Consider the following 14,694-nt stretch of genomic DNA (forward strand, 5'->3'; position numbering starts at 1 on the left):
ACGAAAAAGATTTTGCGTAAGAGAAATATTGTGTCTAGTATGGCCTGACTCCCGCGTAGGACCTTGCGATGCGTTTGGCGATCTCCGCCCTTCTGGTCTCATTACTGCTGTCTGGTTATGCCCAGGCGCAAACGCCTGCGTCTGAGGGCAGCTCCGGCGATCCTGTGGTGGCGAAGGATGCCTCGACAGCAGGTACCGACGGATCGGACCCGGCGCAGGACGTACTGGACCTGGATGATTTCGTCGTTCGGGCCGGCAAACGTGGGCTCGCGATTGAGGAGACTCCCGGCAGCGTCGAGGCGATCTCGGGCGACAAGCTCGAATCGATGAAGGCGCAGAAGCTCTCCGACTTTCTGAAGCTTGTGCCAGGGGTGGTCCTGACAGAACGCGGCGCGGATCAGAACATTCCCGTGATTCGTGGCATCTCTTCGTCCAACTCCGGCACCGGCAACCAGTTCAGTCCGCTGACGGTCGGCATTTATGTCGATGACATGCCGTTCACCGACTTGTACGTCCCGTTTTCCCAGCCCGACGTGAACCCGTTTGATCTCGAAAGCGTGGAGATCCTGAAGGGGCCTCAAGGCACCCTGTTCGGGTCTGGTGCCCTGTCGGGCGCGATTCGCTACATCCTGAAGAAGCCGGCGCCGTATCTGTGGGAGGGCAAGCTCGGCGCGACATTCACGTCCACCGACGAAAGCAACGGGCTTTCACCGGTCTATGCGGGTGCGCTCAATATTCCCGTGTTCGATGGCGCAGCCCTACGCGTCGTGGGGGTCTCCCGCGAGCACTCGGGGCTTTATGACGACATCGACCGCGAACTGGAAGACCAGGACAAGCTGGATCAGACGACGTTTCGCGTGCTGGGGACGTGGCAGGTGGATGATCGCCTGACACTGAACGGTTTCTACTTCACCCAGGACAGCGAGCAGGGCAACGGCTTCGCGAACAACCCGATGGGCTTCTACCGGGAGTCCTCGGGCACAGGCGTCATCGAGAGCGCATTCTCAGGCACCAACTTTCTGCTCAGCTACGAGTTCGACAACTTCACCTTCCAGTCGTCGAGCAACTATCAGACCAAGGACGTGTTGCTAAATGCCTTGGGCCCGGTGTCTGTCGGCTCGCAGCAAACCGGTGATCCGGACGGGGACGGCGGCTACAACGGCCCAGGCTCGGAGGATGTCGGCATCTACGATGTGTCCTCGGGCTATCTGGAATCCCACACCGAGACGATCTTTCAGGAGTTCAGGCTATACACGCCGCCCGGTGGGGAGTGGCTGCCGACGAGCTGGATGAGTCTCAGCTGGATTGCCGGCATCGCCTACCAGAACTCCCGACAAAGCTACGAACAGGATTCCGACCTGATCGAGGACATCGTCCCCGTGATCGGGCTGGTCGACCTGCTGCCGATCTTCCCGCTGGACACGCCGATTGGCCCGATCAGCGGCAGTCAGGACACCAGTTACCTCTACGCCGAGCTGGACTCCGAAGCCGAGGAAGCCTCGATTTATGCGGAAGGCACGGCCAGGCTGTGGGAGAAGTTTGAACTCACGCTCGGGGCCCGCTTCTACAAGACTGACCTGGAGGCCCAGGGTTTCTTGTCTGGCGTTCAGATCCTGGCGCTGGACGCCGGCAACACCCGGGCAGAATCCATGGCGGGCGTGCACGAGCAGGGCGTGAATCCGAAGGTGTCGCTGCGCTACCTGTTCAATGATCGCGTTCAGGTCTACGCGCTGGCCGCTCGCGGTTTTCAGTTCGGTGGTGTCCAGCTCAACCCGCCGGTGACGGCGCTTGCGCTGGCCGACCCTGCCAGCTTCGATTCATTCAAATCCTCGAACTTGTGGAATTACGAAGTCGGGCTTCGCACCGAGTTCTTCGACCGTGCGCTGCGCTTCGACATCACCCTGTTTCACCTGGACTGGGAAGATCTCCAGATCACGGTCCGCAAGCCGCTGGTGGATGCGCCGCTGTTCGAGAATATCTACGAGGTCGGCTTTATCGAAAATGTCGGCAGTGCCGAGTCACAAGGTGTCGAGGCGGCGATTTCCGTCCGACCCACCAAGGGGCTGACGTTCACCAGCAGCGCCTACTGGGGCGATGCGCGGACGACCGAGGATTTCTCCAGCACGTCGGGCGATGTCCCGGCGGGGTCGCGCCTGCCGGTTTCGCCGCATTTCCAGATCGCCAACCAGTTGACCTATGTCACGGACGACTGGCGCGGTTGGCAAGCCGGCTTCGGCATCACCCATGCGCACATTGGCCGTGCGTACAACAACCTGCTCTACACGCGAGAGCAGGGGGGCTACGACACCATCGACCTGAGTTTCAATCTGCTTCAGTCGCGCTGGGCTGTCGTGCCGGACCTCACGGTGTCGGTCATCAATGTCACCGACGTGCGAGGGGTTGCCGGGGTTAGCGGCGGCCCCTCCAGTAGCAACTACGCCTACTACTTCACCCGCCCGCGTAGCGTCGTCATGTCGCTGGGGTTGCAGTTCTAAGCCTATGAAAACAATGCTCTTGACCCTGTCAGGCCTGTTGGTGTCCACACTGGCCTGGAGCGAGGAACCCATCCCCCGCAAGGACGCGTTACGCAATGGCTTCTACGTCGCCCCCTTGTACAGCCAGACATTCGTGGACGAGGAGCGGGGGACGGCCGACGGCACCGGCTACGCGCTGGCGCTGGGTTATCGCGGCAGCTTCGCGGGCGTGGAACTCATCGGTGCCGACACCTCAATGGACAATCCGGACGGTGGCGCAACGGAGCTGACCAGTCTCGGGCTCAACCTGCTGGTGGCGCCGCTGGTGCATGTCGCCGTCCTGAGAGATCTCAACCTGATGCTGGGTTTTGCGGTCAACGATCGGCAGAACCATCCGGGTTTTACCGAAGACGACGAGACCTACTTCATCGACGCGGGTCTGGCCTATACGCCGGCGATTGCCCTGTTCGGGATCGACGTGGCGTTACGCGCCGAATACCTCTACCGACGAGACACCCAGCAGCCGGTTTTCCCCGAGGATGCTCCCCGTTCGTTCACGGAGACCGTCGCTCGAATCGGCCTGCAGATTCCCTTGAGCAAGCAGCCTGACCCACCGACGGCATTACAGCCGGTCGACGTGGCCGTGGTCTCGCTGGACGACGACGGCGACGGCGTGTTCGATGCATCTGACGAGTGTCCCGGAACCGCGCCGAACCAGCTCGTAGATGCCGCTGGCTGCGTGCCGGAACCTCCTCCCGCGCCACCACCAACACCGCCATGCGAGACCAGTGCCGATCGCCTTCAGCTTCAGGGTTGCGAGGTCGGGCATCGTTTCGTGCTGGACGGCCTGAGCTTTGCAAGCGACAGCGCGGAGCTCGATGGCGAGGCCATTGCGGCTTTGCAGCGCGTGTTGAACGTGCTGCGTGACGCCCCGGATATCAACATGATGATCACCGGCTACACCGATGATCGCGGCGCGGATGGCTACAACCAGGAGCTGTCTGAACGCCGGGCCGAGGCGGTTCGCGAGTATCTGATGACCGAGGGGATCGCGAGCGATCGACTGCGTGCGGCCGGCGCCGGTGAAGCCGCCCCCGTCACATCCAACAACACCGAGGCGGGCCGGGCGAAGAATCGCCGAATCGAGTTCCGCTTGATGGCCTAGGGGCTAGAAACCGATGAGATTGACCAGCCATGTCGCACGATTCCTCGCGGGCTGCCTGGGGCTGGCGTTTGCCTTGAGCAGCCTCGCCGGCACCGACGCGTACCAGACCATTCCGAGCGTGTCTCCACAGCCCGAACAAACGAGCGTCGGGCCGCAGGACCCCGCAGAACTGGAGGCCTTCATCGACGGCGTGATGACGGCGCAAATGCGCGCGCAACAGGCGGTCGGCGGCATGGTCGTGATCGTCAAGAATGGCGCGATTCTGCTGGCGAAGGGTTACGGCGACGCCGACCGCGAAAACGGGCGTGCGGTGGACCCGTACACCACGCTGTTCCGCCCAGGCTCCGTCGGCAAGCTGTTCACCTGGACGGCGCTGATGCAGCTGGTGGAACAGGGCAAGGTTTCCCTGGACGCCGACGTCAACACCTACCTCACCCAGTTCTCGGTGCCGGACACCTACCCCGGTCAGCCGGTCACCGTTCGCAACCTGATGACCCACAGCGCCGGTTTCGAGGACGGTTCCGTCGGGTATCTGATTCTCGACAGCGACGCGCGATTGCTCGACCCGGTGGAGGCGTTGATCCGATACATGCCGCAGCGCGTTCGTGCGCCCGCCGGCGGGGACTTCAACAACGGCGACATGGCCTCGTACTCGAACTGGGGCACGGAGCTGGCCGGATTGATCATCGCCAATGTCTCGGGGCTGAGCTACAACGACTACATTGAGCAGAACATCTTCCAGCCGCTCGGCATGGCCAGCAGTACGTTCCGTCAGCCGGTCCCGGACCGCCTCAAGGAGCAATTGGCCTCCGGCTACAACAACAAGGGCGGGCGCCTCAAACCGCAACCCTACGAGTTCGTGATGTTCCCCGCTGCCGGCAGCCTGAGCGCAACGGGCGAGGACATCGCCAAGTTCATGATTGCCCACGCACAGAACGGCGCATATCAGGGGAACCGGATTCTCAGCGACGCGGGCGCGCGTCTCATGCACGGGCGGGCGCTCAGTCCGAACCCGCACCTCAACGGCGCCGCACTAGGGTTTTACGAGAATCACGTGAATGGCCGCCGCCTGCTGGTCCATGCCGGCAACACCACGCAGTTCCAGACCGAGTTCAACCTGCTGATCGACGAAGGTGTCGGTCTGTTTTTTTCGGTGAACTCGGAGTCCATCTTTTCGTTCTCGGCACGCAAGGAGCTGCTGAATGCGTTCATGGACCGCTACTACCCGGCGACGCTCCCGGCCGTGCAACCACCGGACGATTTCGCCGAACGCGCGGCCGACTATGCGGGCAGCTATCGGTTTAACCGCCACTCGTACAGCACGATCGAAAAGGCATTCTCGATGCTGTCGTCCGGTATCAGCGTGACACCAACGGCGCACAACACCCTGCGGATCAGCGGTGTAGGCGGCCCGCTGGCCAAGGAATGGGTGGAGGTCGCGCCGGACACGTTCCGCCGGGTTGACGACGATCCCATGATCGCCTTCAGCCGGGACGAGCGGGGCCAGGTGGCCTATCTGCTGAATATCGGCAGCCTGCCATCCATGCAGGCCTACCGGATTCCGAGTGCGGAGAACCCCCAGCTGCACTGGCTCTTGTGGGCCGCCGCGTCGCTCGGTTTTGTCGTCGCAGTGATCAGCCTGTTGCGTAACTGGGGCCGGGACAAACGACAGGGCGGGCTTGCGCGGCTTGCGCGAATCTCCGCCGGGTTGATGGGCGTGCTACAGCTTTCGTTTCTGGTGCTGTTCGGCCTGAGCATTGTCGCGCTCACCAACCAGCCACTCGGCCCCTATCCCGAACTCCTGACATGGGGGCTGACACTTTCGCTGATCGCCATCGGGTTCACGGTGCTGTCGGCCGGGTTCGTGCCGGTGGCGTGGTATCAACGCTGGTGGAGCGGTTATGAGCGTTGCCAGTACAGCCTGATTGTCGTGCTGGCTGTCGCGTTCCTGTGGTCGCTGCACACCTGGAATCTGATGGGCTACAAGCTGCCGTGAGTAGCTCGGTCTAGGAATTTCGCGTTATGAACATCGCCGCTCGCGTTCCCGCGCTGTCGCTACTCCTGCTCTTTGGCCTGCTCATGAGTTGCCGCTTCGAACGCGACGCGAACGTCGCCGACACGATCATCCGCAATGGCGTGATCTACGACGGCAGCGGCGCGGCGCCCACCCGGGGAGATCTGGCGATCGTCGGTGATCGCATCGTCGCGGTCGGTGAGCTGAAAGCCTGGCGATCAGAACAGGACGTTGACGCCGACGGGCTGGCAGTCGCTCCTGGCTTTATCAATATTCTGAGTTGGGCGAATGACTCCCTGCTGGTTGATGGTCGCGGTCTCAGCGATCTGATGCAGGGCATCACGCTGGAAGTGTTTGGCGAAGGTTGGTCGATGGGGCCGCTGAATCCGGCGATGAAGCAGGAGATGGAAGCGCAGGGATTCGCCAACGGCACCAAGATCAGCTGGACCCGACTGGACGAATACCTGGAAGGGCTGGTGCAACGCGGTGTCAGCGTGAACGTCGCGTCGTTCGTCGGTGCCGCGACGGTGCGCATCCATGAACTGGGGTACGAAGATCGTCCTCCGACCGAAGAGGAATTGCATCGCATGCGGAGTCTGGTCGCCCAGGCGATGCAGGACGGTGCGCTCGGCGTGGGCAGTTCGCTGATCTACGCGCCCGGCGCCTATGCGGACACCGATGAGATCAAGGCACTGGTCGAGGAGGCCGCGCGCTACGGCGGGGGCTACATCTCGCATCTCAGAAGCGAAGCCGACAATTTTCTGCAAGCGCTGGATGAGCTGATCGATATCGGCGAAGACACCGGCGCCAGGGTCGAGGCCTACCACCTCAAGGCGGCAGGCAGCCCCAACTGGTCAAAGATGCGCCAGGCAATCGAGCGCATTCAGCAGGCCCGGGATGCCGGCCTGAAGGTCGGGGCGAACATGTATCCCTATACGGCCGGCGCGACCGGATTGACCGCCGCCATGCCGCCCTGGGTGCAGGAGGGTGGGCTGGATGCCTGGGTTACCCGCCTGAAAGATCCGGCGATCAGGACGCGGGTTGCCGCAGAGATGCGTGCCCCGGGCGAGGATTGGGAGAATCTGCTGCTCGGCGCCTCCGCAGACGGGTTGCTGCTGCTGGGCTTCAGAAATGAGGCACTGAAACCCCTGATCGGCAAGACCCTGGCGGACGTCGCCACCCTGCGCGGCACGACGCCGGAAGAAACCGCGATGGACCTGGTGATCGAGGATCACAGCCGGGTGCTGACCGCGTACTTCCTGATGTCGGAAGACAACGTGCAGCTGGGGCTGTCCCAACCCTGGGTTGGCATCGGGTCGGACGGTGGGGCCATGGCGCCAGAGGGCGAGGTGCTGGAATCGCTGACCCACCCACGTGCCTACGGCAGCTTCGCCCGGTTTCTCGGCAAGTACGTGCGCGATGAAGGCGTGGCGCCGCTGGCAGACGCCATTCACCGCATCACCGGTTTGCAGGCCAACAACTGGGGGTTGCGAGACCGAGGTTGTCTGAAGAACGGCTGCTTTGCGGATGTCGTGGTCTTCGATCCCGAGACCATTACGGACCATGCGACCTTCGCCAACCCCATCAGTTGGCGACAGGCGTGCGTGATGTGTTCGTGAACGGGGAGTGGGCGTTGAAACGCGGCGAGGTCACCGCGGCGCGTGCCGGGCAGGTGGTGCGTGGTCCAGGGTGGATTGGCGAGCAGTAGGCGAGCAATCGTCCACGCGGCCACACCATCTGATGAGTGGTCTGTGCCGATGGTTTGCCCACGAATCCGCCATGCGCGATGCTCGTGATCAAAATCAAATAACTGGACCAGCTCATGGCAGCAGGCCAAGTGCGCTCGGCGGAAGGAGACTACGACTACATCATCGTCGGCGCTGGCACGGCGGGGTGCATCGTCGCGAACCGGCTGTCGGCCGACCCGGACAAGCGCGTGCTGTTGCTGGAGGGTGGTGGCCGCGACAACTGGATCTGGTTTCACGTACCGGTCGGCTATCTCTTCGCGATCGGTAATCCGCGCTCGGACTGGATGTTCCAAACCGAAGCGGAGGCCGGGCTCAACGGGCGATCGCTGGGATACCCGCGGGGCAAGGTGCTGGGCGGCTCGTCGGCGATCAACGCGATGATTTCGATGCGTGGGCAGGCCGAGGACTACCGGCAGTGGCGCCGCATGGGACTGGAGGGCTGGGACTGGGACGATGTCCTGCCGGTGTTTCGCAACTTCGAGGACCATTTTCTTGGCGCCTGCGAACATCACGGCGCCGGCGGCGAGTGGCGGATCGAAGCGCCGCGGATTCAGTGGGAGATTCTCGATGCGGTCGGCGAGGCCGCCGAGCAGATGGGCGTGCCGCGGATTCCCGACTTCAACACCGGCGAGAACGAAGGCTGCAGCTATTTTCACGTGAATCAACGCAAGGGCTGGCGGTGGTCGGCCGCGCGGGGTTTCCTGAAGCCGGCGATGCGTCGGCCCAACCTCCGGGTCGAGACCGACGTGCTGGTGGAGCGGGTGCTATTCGATGGCCGTCGAGCCAGCGGCGTACGCTTCTCGCGGGCGGGTGAAACCTTTGACGTGCAGACGCGCGGTGAGGTGATACTCAGCGCCGGCTCGGTCGGATCGGCGCAACTGCTGCAACTGTCCGGCATCGGGCCGCGGGAGTGGCTGGACGAGCTGAACATCCCGGTCGTCGCCGACCGTGCCGGCGTCGGGCGCAACCTGCAGGATCATCTGCAGCAACGAGCGATTTACAAGGTCCACAACGTCAAGACACTCAACACGATCTACCATTCGCTGCTGGGCCGCGCGGGGATGGGGCTGGAATACCTGTTGTTCCGCCGTGGGCCGTTGACCATGGCGCCGTCGCAGCTGGGTTTGTTCACCCGCTCCGATCCGTCGCAACCGCGCGCCAATATCCAGTTTCATGTGCAGCCACTGTCCCTGGACAAGTTTGGCGATCCGTTGCATCGCTTCCCGGCGATTACCGTGGCGCCCTGCAATCTCAGTCCGACGTCTCGCGGCACGATTCGTCTACGCTCCATCGACCCGCGTGATGCGCCGCGGATCGCACCGAACTACCTGGCCACCGAAGCCGATCGGCAGGTTGCCGCCGATGCGATCCGCGTCACCAGGCGGCTCATGGCGCAGCCGGCCCTGGCGAAGTACCAGCCGGAGGAATATCTGCCGGGACCGGCCGTCGGCAACGATCCGGCCGCGTTGGCACGAGCCGCGGGTGACATCGGCACCACCATCTTCCATCCGGTCGGAACAGCCCGGATGGGGCAGCAGGATGATCCACGGGCCGTGGTCGACAGTCGGCTGCGCGTGATCGGCATCGACAACCTGCGGGTCATCGATGCCTCGGTGATGCCGACCATCACCTCTGGCAACACCAACACGCCAACCGCGATGATCGCGGAGAAAGCGGCGGCCTACGTCCGTGAGGATGCCCGTCGCGAACGCGCAGCCTGCGCATAGCGTGCCAGCGATTACTCGCCGGCCAGTGCACGCAGCCGCTGGGAAAAGCTCGCCTGGTCATCTCCGCGTGAGTACAGAAAGCCCTGGGCGCCCTCGCAGCCAAAGCCTTGCAGCATGTCGGCTTGGTCCTGGGTTTCGATGCCTTCGGCGATGACCGTCATGCCGAGGTCCTTGCCGATCGAGACGATCGTCTTGGCCAGCGCCGCCGAGCGGGTATTGCGGACCATCTGGTGAACGAAACTCAGGTCGATCTTGAGGGTGTCGATCGGTAGCCGCGACAGACGTGCCAGCGAGGAATAGCCGGTGCCGAAGTCGTCCAGCGCCAGGCTCAAACCCATCTCGCCCAATGCCTGCAGCTTGCTCGTCGCCTGCTCATACGTGAAAAAGTTCTCGGTGATTTCCAGGCGCAGGTGCTGTGGCGATACGCCGTGCTCGGTCAGCATTTGCCCCAGATTTTCGACGAAGCCGGGCGCCAGCAACTGCGCAGGCGCGATGTTCACCGCCAGGCGAAACCCCGACGGCAGGTTCGGCTGCCAGTGCGCCAGCGACTGCAAGGCCGCCGACAGGCTCCAATGTGTGAGCGGTCGAATCAGGCCGCAGACATGGGCGATCGGCATGAAGGTGTTCGGTGCCACATTCCCGAGCGTCGGATGCACCCAACGGGCGAGTGCTTCAGCGCCGATCAACGCACCGCTGCCCACGGCAATCTGTGGCTCGTAGATCTGGTACAAGGCCTGATCGGCGATAGCCTGGCGCAGGTCCGTCTCCAGGGTGGCTCGGAGGCGTGTGTACGACTCGCCTCCCCCTTCGTGGCACCAATAGGTGTCTCGGCCCGCATGCTTGGCCGAATACATGGCCTGATCGGCCAGGCGCACCAAATCGTGAACGTTGCCCGGCGCCTGGTTCGCACAGGCAATGCCGATGGATGCCGTGGCGACAATACGAGCACCACCGCCGGCCACCGGCTCACGCATGGCGTCCACCATGCGCTCGGCGATCCTGGCGATGGGGGTCTCGGCGTCGCAGCGCAATGCTGCGGCCAGTACCCCGCCACCAAACCGGGCGACGAGCGGTTCGGCGACAAATGCGCCGCTGTCGGCCAGCTCGCTCAGCGTCGTATGCAAACGCGCGGCCGCATGGCGTAGCACGCGGTCACCGGTGTCGTGTCCCCAGTTGTCATTGATGGTCTTCAGGCCGTCGAGGTCGAGATAGGCGAGGTGGGTGGTATCCAGGTCCGTCTCCGGATGCGCGATCAACGCTTCCAGCCGCTGCATGAAGATGGGGCGATTCAGCAGCCCGGTGAGATCGTCGTGGCGTGACTGGTATCGCAACGTCTGTCGGCTGGCATGTTGATGCCGTGCGTAGCGAATGCTGCGATCCAACACCGCCGAGGCCGCCTCATCCTTGGTGAGAAAATCGGCGATCCCACGTTCCAGTGCCGCGGCATCCAGGCGCTCGTCATGCGCACCCGTGAGCAGAATGACCGGGCCGGGCAGCTCCTCGACGCTGATGTCCTGCAGGAGCTCCAAGCCGTTGTATCCGGGGAGAAAAAAGTCGAGCAGGCACACGTCGAAATGCCGTTCCAACGCGGCCTCTACGGCATCGCGTTCGCTGACGATGGTGACCTTGTAATCGGCGCCAGCCAGCGCCAACTGGCGCTGGATCAGCTGCGCATCATCCGCGTTGTCATCGATGAGCAGGACATCAACCATTGCTATGCGGCTCCTTCCGCAACACTGAAACGACCTTTGCCGCTGTGGGTGGATGTTCGTGGGCGCCGGCTAGCTCGCCAGTTCCACACGATCACGACCCTGATGCTTGGCACGGTACAGCGCCTCGTCGGCCGCTTCGATCAGGTCGGGCAGCCGGGCCAGATCGGTTGCCTTCGCGCAGGCGACGCCCACGCTCACCGTCGCCAGCGTCGTCAGCGTGCCCCAGGTGGCCCGGAGGTGACGCATGTCGCTGCGCACACGTTCGGCGAGCACGCCGGCGCCGGCCAAATCCGTCTGCGGCAGCAAGGCAATAAACTCATCACCGCCATAGCGTCCGAGAAGATCGGAGGCTCGCAGCGTCTGCCGGCAGCGGTCTGCCACGGCCTGGATCACGCGATCGCCCGCGGCGTGTCCTTGCGAATCGTTGATGTGCTTGAAGTGATCGATGTCGATCATCAGCATGGCCAGCGAATGGCCAAAACGTTGGGATCGAGCCATTTCGATCTCGGCCAAGGCCAAGAAATGCGCACGGTTGAACGTGTGCGTCATGCCGTCTTCATTGGCCCGAACCCGAAGGGCGCCCTCCGCCCGGCGACGAATCGCGCCGTGGCGTGCCGTGCGTGCGATGGCCGCGGAGTTGAGGTCCTGCTTCGACAAGACCTCCGTGGCCCCCGCGACCAGTCCTTCGTCGCCGATGCGTTCGTCCTCAATGCCGGTCATCAGGATGATCGGGGCTGAGCGTCCGAGCTTCTGCAGTTCGTGAATCACCTCGATCCCGGTGTGAGGACCAAGCCGATAGTCAATGAAGTAAAGGTCGTAGGATTTGGACTCGATCATGCTGCGGGCTTCGTCGTAAGTCCGAGAATGATCGATGCGCCAGTGGCTGTTGTTGATTTGCCGGCAGCAATAGGAGAACAGCAGCGCATCGTCGTCGTTGTCCTCGACCAGCAGCACGTGCGCATTGGCGAGATCCGGGATCACGTCCGTGAAACGCCGGGTCCGAGCAGCGTAGACGGGCCCTTGGCTTCGGACAGGCGTCGATGCAGGTGTGGTCGCCTACCCATCAGCCGGCCCCCGGCGGCGCGCGCTGCGGCAGGCGCACCGTCATGCACAGGCCTTGCCCTTCGGAGCCGACGGCCGATATCTGACCGCCATGTCGCTCGCAAATCCGCTGGCAGATCGTCAGGCCGACACCGACACCGGGGTAGGCTTCGCTGGCATTCAGCCGCTGGAACACATCGAAGATCACCTGTTGGTAACGGGGGTCGATGCCCATGCCCTCATCCTCCACAACCCATTCGATCCAGGCCGGGTCCGACGATGGCTGTTCGGCGATACGGATCACCGGCGGCTCGCCCGGTTTGGCGAACTTGATGGCGTTTTCGATGAGCTGACGTAGCAACTGCCGCATTTGGAGGGCGTCGCCAACCACCGATGGCAGAGGCGACAGGTTCAGCGTGGCCTGACGGCGACGGATGTCGCTTTCGAGAAACAACAGCGCGGCATCGCGCTCATGATTGAGGTCGCAGGGGGCAAAGGGCTGAGCGCGTGAGCTGACCCGCGCAAGCTGCAGAACACCGTCGAGCATGGCGCGCATGCGCACGCCCGCACCAATCATGGCGTGCAGATATTCACGACCTGATTCCGACAGCCGCTCGTGCTCCTCGTCTTCCAGAATTTCCCCGAAGGAGATGACCTGCCGCAGCGGTTCGCCGAGATCGTGCGACACGACTTGAAGAAAATCCTGCAGGGCATCCTGCCCGGTGTCCGATCCGCTGGTTTGTTCGCTCATTCTTCGTCCTGCTCCGTCCCTAGATACCGCTCGGTAAAGTCCCTTACTGATGCCACAAAATCACGAAAATGTGGGGCTTTCACTACGTATTCGTTAACGCCGAGATGTGCTGCTTCCTCGCGGTCCTTCTCGGCATCCGAGGTCGTCACCACGACGATCGGAATATCCCGGATTGCGTCGGTGGACCGCGTCACCGCCGGCACCTCGCGGCCATGAACCTTGGGCAGGTTCCAGTCCAGCACGATCAGGTCGGGCTTGGGCGCACCCGTATACGGAGCTTGCCGCCGCAGAAAGGCCAGCGCCTCGGCACCATTGCGGGCGATGTGTGGACGAATCCGGCTGTTGACGATGCTCAGAGCCTTCAATGTCAGGTGAAGCGCAGCGGGGTCATCTTCCGCGATCAATACATCAGGCATGCGCTTGCTCCGGGGCCAGGACGGTGGCTGTATCCGGCAGCGTGAAGCGGAAGGTTGCGCCCTTACCCGGCTCCGACTCGGCCCAGATGCGCCCTCCGTGCGTCTCGACAATCTTCTTGCAGATCGACAAGCCTATGCCGGTTCCGGGGTATTCATCCGCCGTGTGCAGGCGGCGGAAAATCTCAAACACCTGCACGCACTCGTCGGCGCTGATTCCGATCCCGTTGTCGGCGATGGCAAACTCCCAGAACTCGCCAAACCGGCGGGCCGTGATCGTCACCAGCGGCGGCACACCCGGCCGCTGGAACTTCACCGCGTTGTTGAGCAGGTTCTGAAACAGCTGCGTCAGGCGCAGCGCGTCACCCTTGACGTCCGGCAAGCGGGCAAAATCGATGCGCCCGCCCGAGTCTTCCAGCACGGATCGCAGTTGGAGGCGGCAGGTTTCCATGCATTCATTGGTGTCGACAGTGATGAAACTGCGCTCCATGCGGTTGACCCGCGAGACTTCGAGAATGTCCTTGATCAGGCCCTGCAGGCGCAGCGCACCTTCTTCGATGAAGCCGAAGTACCGGTCGGCATCCTCGCTGATCTTGCCCACGCATTCGTCGTGCAGAAGTTCAGAAAAGCTGATGATGTTGCGCAGTGGCGCCTGCAAATCATGTGAGGCGACGTAGGCAAACTCTTCCAGCTCGCGGTTGCTGGCTTCGAGGTTGCGGGCGTAGTCGGTGAGCTTGATCTGCGCGGTCTTGCGCTCGGTGATGTCACGCACCGCAGCGGTGGCGAATTGCCCGTCCGGCGTTTCCAGCGGTGACAGGCTGATCTCGATCGGGAATTCGGTGCCATCCTTGCGGCGGCCCGAGAGTTCCAGGCCGGCGCCCATCTCACGCACCTTCGGGTCGTCGAAGTAGCCGGAGCGATGCCCCACATGCCGGCTGCGCAGATTCTCCGGCACGAGTATCTCCACCGGCTGGTCGATCAGTTCGCCACGGGTGTACCCAAACAGCCGTTCCGTCTGCTGATTGACGAGGTTGATGCGCCCGTTGCGATCGATGATGACCATGGCGTCCGGCGCGGTTTCGAGCAGATTCTTGAACTGAGCCTGTGCTTTCTTGCGGTCGGTGATGTCACGCACGGCCGCCGTCGCGAAGCGACCTTCCTCGGTCTCCAGCGGCGACAGACTGATCTCGATCGGGAATTCGCTGCCATCGGCGCGCCGGCCCCAGAGCTCCAGCCCGGCGCCCATTTCACGCACCTTGGGATCGACGAAATAGCCTGTCCGGTGGCCCAGATGCCGGTCACGCAGGCGCTCGGGCACGAGAATTTCCACCGGCTGGCGAATCAGCTCGTCCCGGTCGTAGCCGAACAGGCGCTCGGTCTGCCGGTTCACCAGGGTGATGTGGCCGGTCTGATCGATGATGACCATGGCATCCGGCGCGGTTTCGAGCAGATTGCGCATCTGCTCCTGCGATTTCTTGCGATTGGTGATGTCGCGGAGGGCCGCCGTGGCGAGCCTGCCTTCGTCGGTTTCCAGCGGCGACAGGCTGATTTCGATGGGGAACTCGCTGCCGTCCTTGCGGCGCCCCGACAATGCCAGTCCGGCCCCCATCTCGCGCACTTTCGGATCAACGAAATAGCCGCGGCGATGG

The 14,694-nt window shown here is 63.1% G+C and carries 10 protein-coding genes; 5 read left to right on the forward strand and 5 right to left on the reverse strand.

Annotated features, from left to right (window positions below):
* Positions 1-68: 68 nt before the first annotated feature.
* The 5 genes from ACE1EY_RS11500 (at position 69) to ACE1EY_RS11520 (ending at position 9,128) form a co-directional block, all read left to right on the forward strand.
* Positions 69-2,495: a TonB-dependent receptor domain-containing protein gene (locus tag ACE1EY_RS11500; protein ID WP_291512741.1), complete on the forward strand. Its 2,427-nt coding sequence runs from the start codon at positions 69-71 to the stop codon at positions 2,493-2,495.
* Between the two features lie 4 nt (positions 2,496-2,499).
* Positions 2,500-3,639, forward strand: a complete 1,140-nt coding sequence (locus ACE1EY_RS11505) for an OmpA family protein (RefSeq protein ID WP_370300210.1) — start codon at positions 2,500-2,502, stop codon at positions 3,637-3,639.
* Between the two features lie 13 nt (positions 3,640-3,652).
* A complete protein-coding gene (locus tag ACE1EY_RS11510) occupies positions 3,653-5,635 on the forward strand; it encodes a serine hydrolase domain-containing protein (protein WP_370300211.1) in 1,983 nt (660 codons plus the stop codon).
* A 26-nt stretch (positions 5,636-5,661) separates the two neighbouring features.
* The gene (locus ACE1EY_RS11515) at positions 5,662-7,272 is read left to right on the forward strand and encodes an amidohydrolase family protein (protein ID WP_370300212.1); all 1,611 of its coding nucleotides are present in this window, start codon (positions 5,662-5,664) and stop codon (positions 7,270-7,272) included.
* A 203-nt stretch (positions 7,273-7,475) separates the two neighbouring features.
* Entirely contained in the window at positions 7,476-9,128 is a 1,653-nt protein-coding gene (locus ACE1EY_RS11520) for a GMC family oxidoreductase N-terminal domain-containing protein (protein WP_291512745.1), read from the forward strand.
* 11 nt (positions 9,129-9,139) lie between these two features.
* Here the strand turns inward: ACE1EY_RS11520 and ACE1EY_RS11525 are convergent, their stop codons facing one another.
* The 5 genes from ACE1EY_RS11525 to ACE1EY_RS11545 form a co-directional block, all read right to left on the reverse strand.
* A complete protein-coding gene (locus tag ACE1EY_RS11525; protein WP_370300213.1) occupies positions 9,140-10,840 on the reverse strand; it encodes a putative bifunctional diguanylate cyclase/phosphodiesterase in 1,701 nt (566 codons plus the stop codon).
* Positions 10,841-10,909: 69 nt separating this feature from the next.
* Positions 10,910-11,821 (reverse strand): GGDEF domain-containing response regulator, encoded by a 912-nt coding sequence (locus tag ACE1EY_RS11530; protein WP_291512747.1) that lies wholly within the window; start codon positions 11,819-11,821, stop codon positions 10,910-10,912.
* 82 nt (positions 11,822-11,903) lie between these two features.
* Complete coding sequence (locus tag ACE1EY_RS11535; protein WP_291512748.1) at positions 11,904-12,632, reverse strand: ATP-binding protein; 729 nt, start codon at positions 12,630-12,632, stop codon at positions 11,904-11,906.
* Complete coding sequence (locus ACE1EY_RS11540) at positions 12,629-13,048, reverse strand: response regulator (protein ID WP_291512749.1); 420 nt, start codon at positions 13,046-13,048, stop codon at positions 12,629-12,631. Before ACE1EY_RS11540 ends, ACE1EY_RS11535 begins: the two co-directional genes overlap by 4 nt.
* Positions 13,041-14,694: PAS domain S-box protein (locus ACE1EY_RS11545; protein ID WP_370300214.1), on the reverse strand; the 1,654-nt coding region annotated here is incomplete at its 5' end. The genes ACE1EY_RS11540 and ACE1EY_RS11545, both read right to left, overlap by 8 nt.

The organism is Abyssibacter sp., from assembly GCF_964229365.1.
GTDB lineage: Bacteria > Pseudomonadota > Gammaproteobacteria > Nevskiales > OUC007 > Abyssibacter.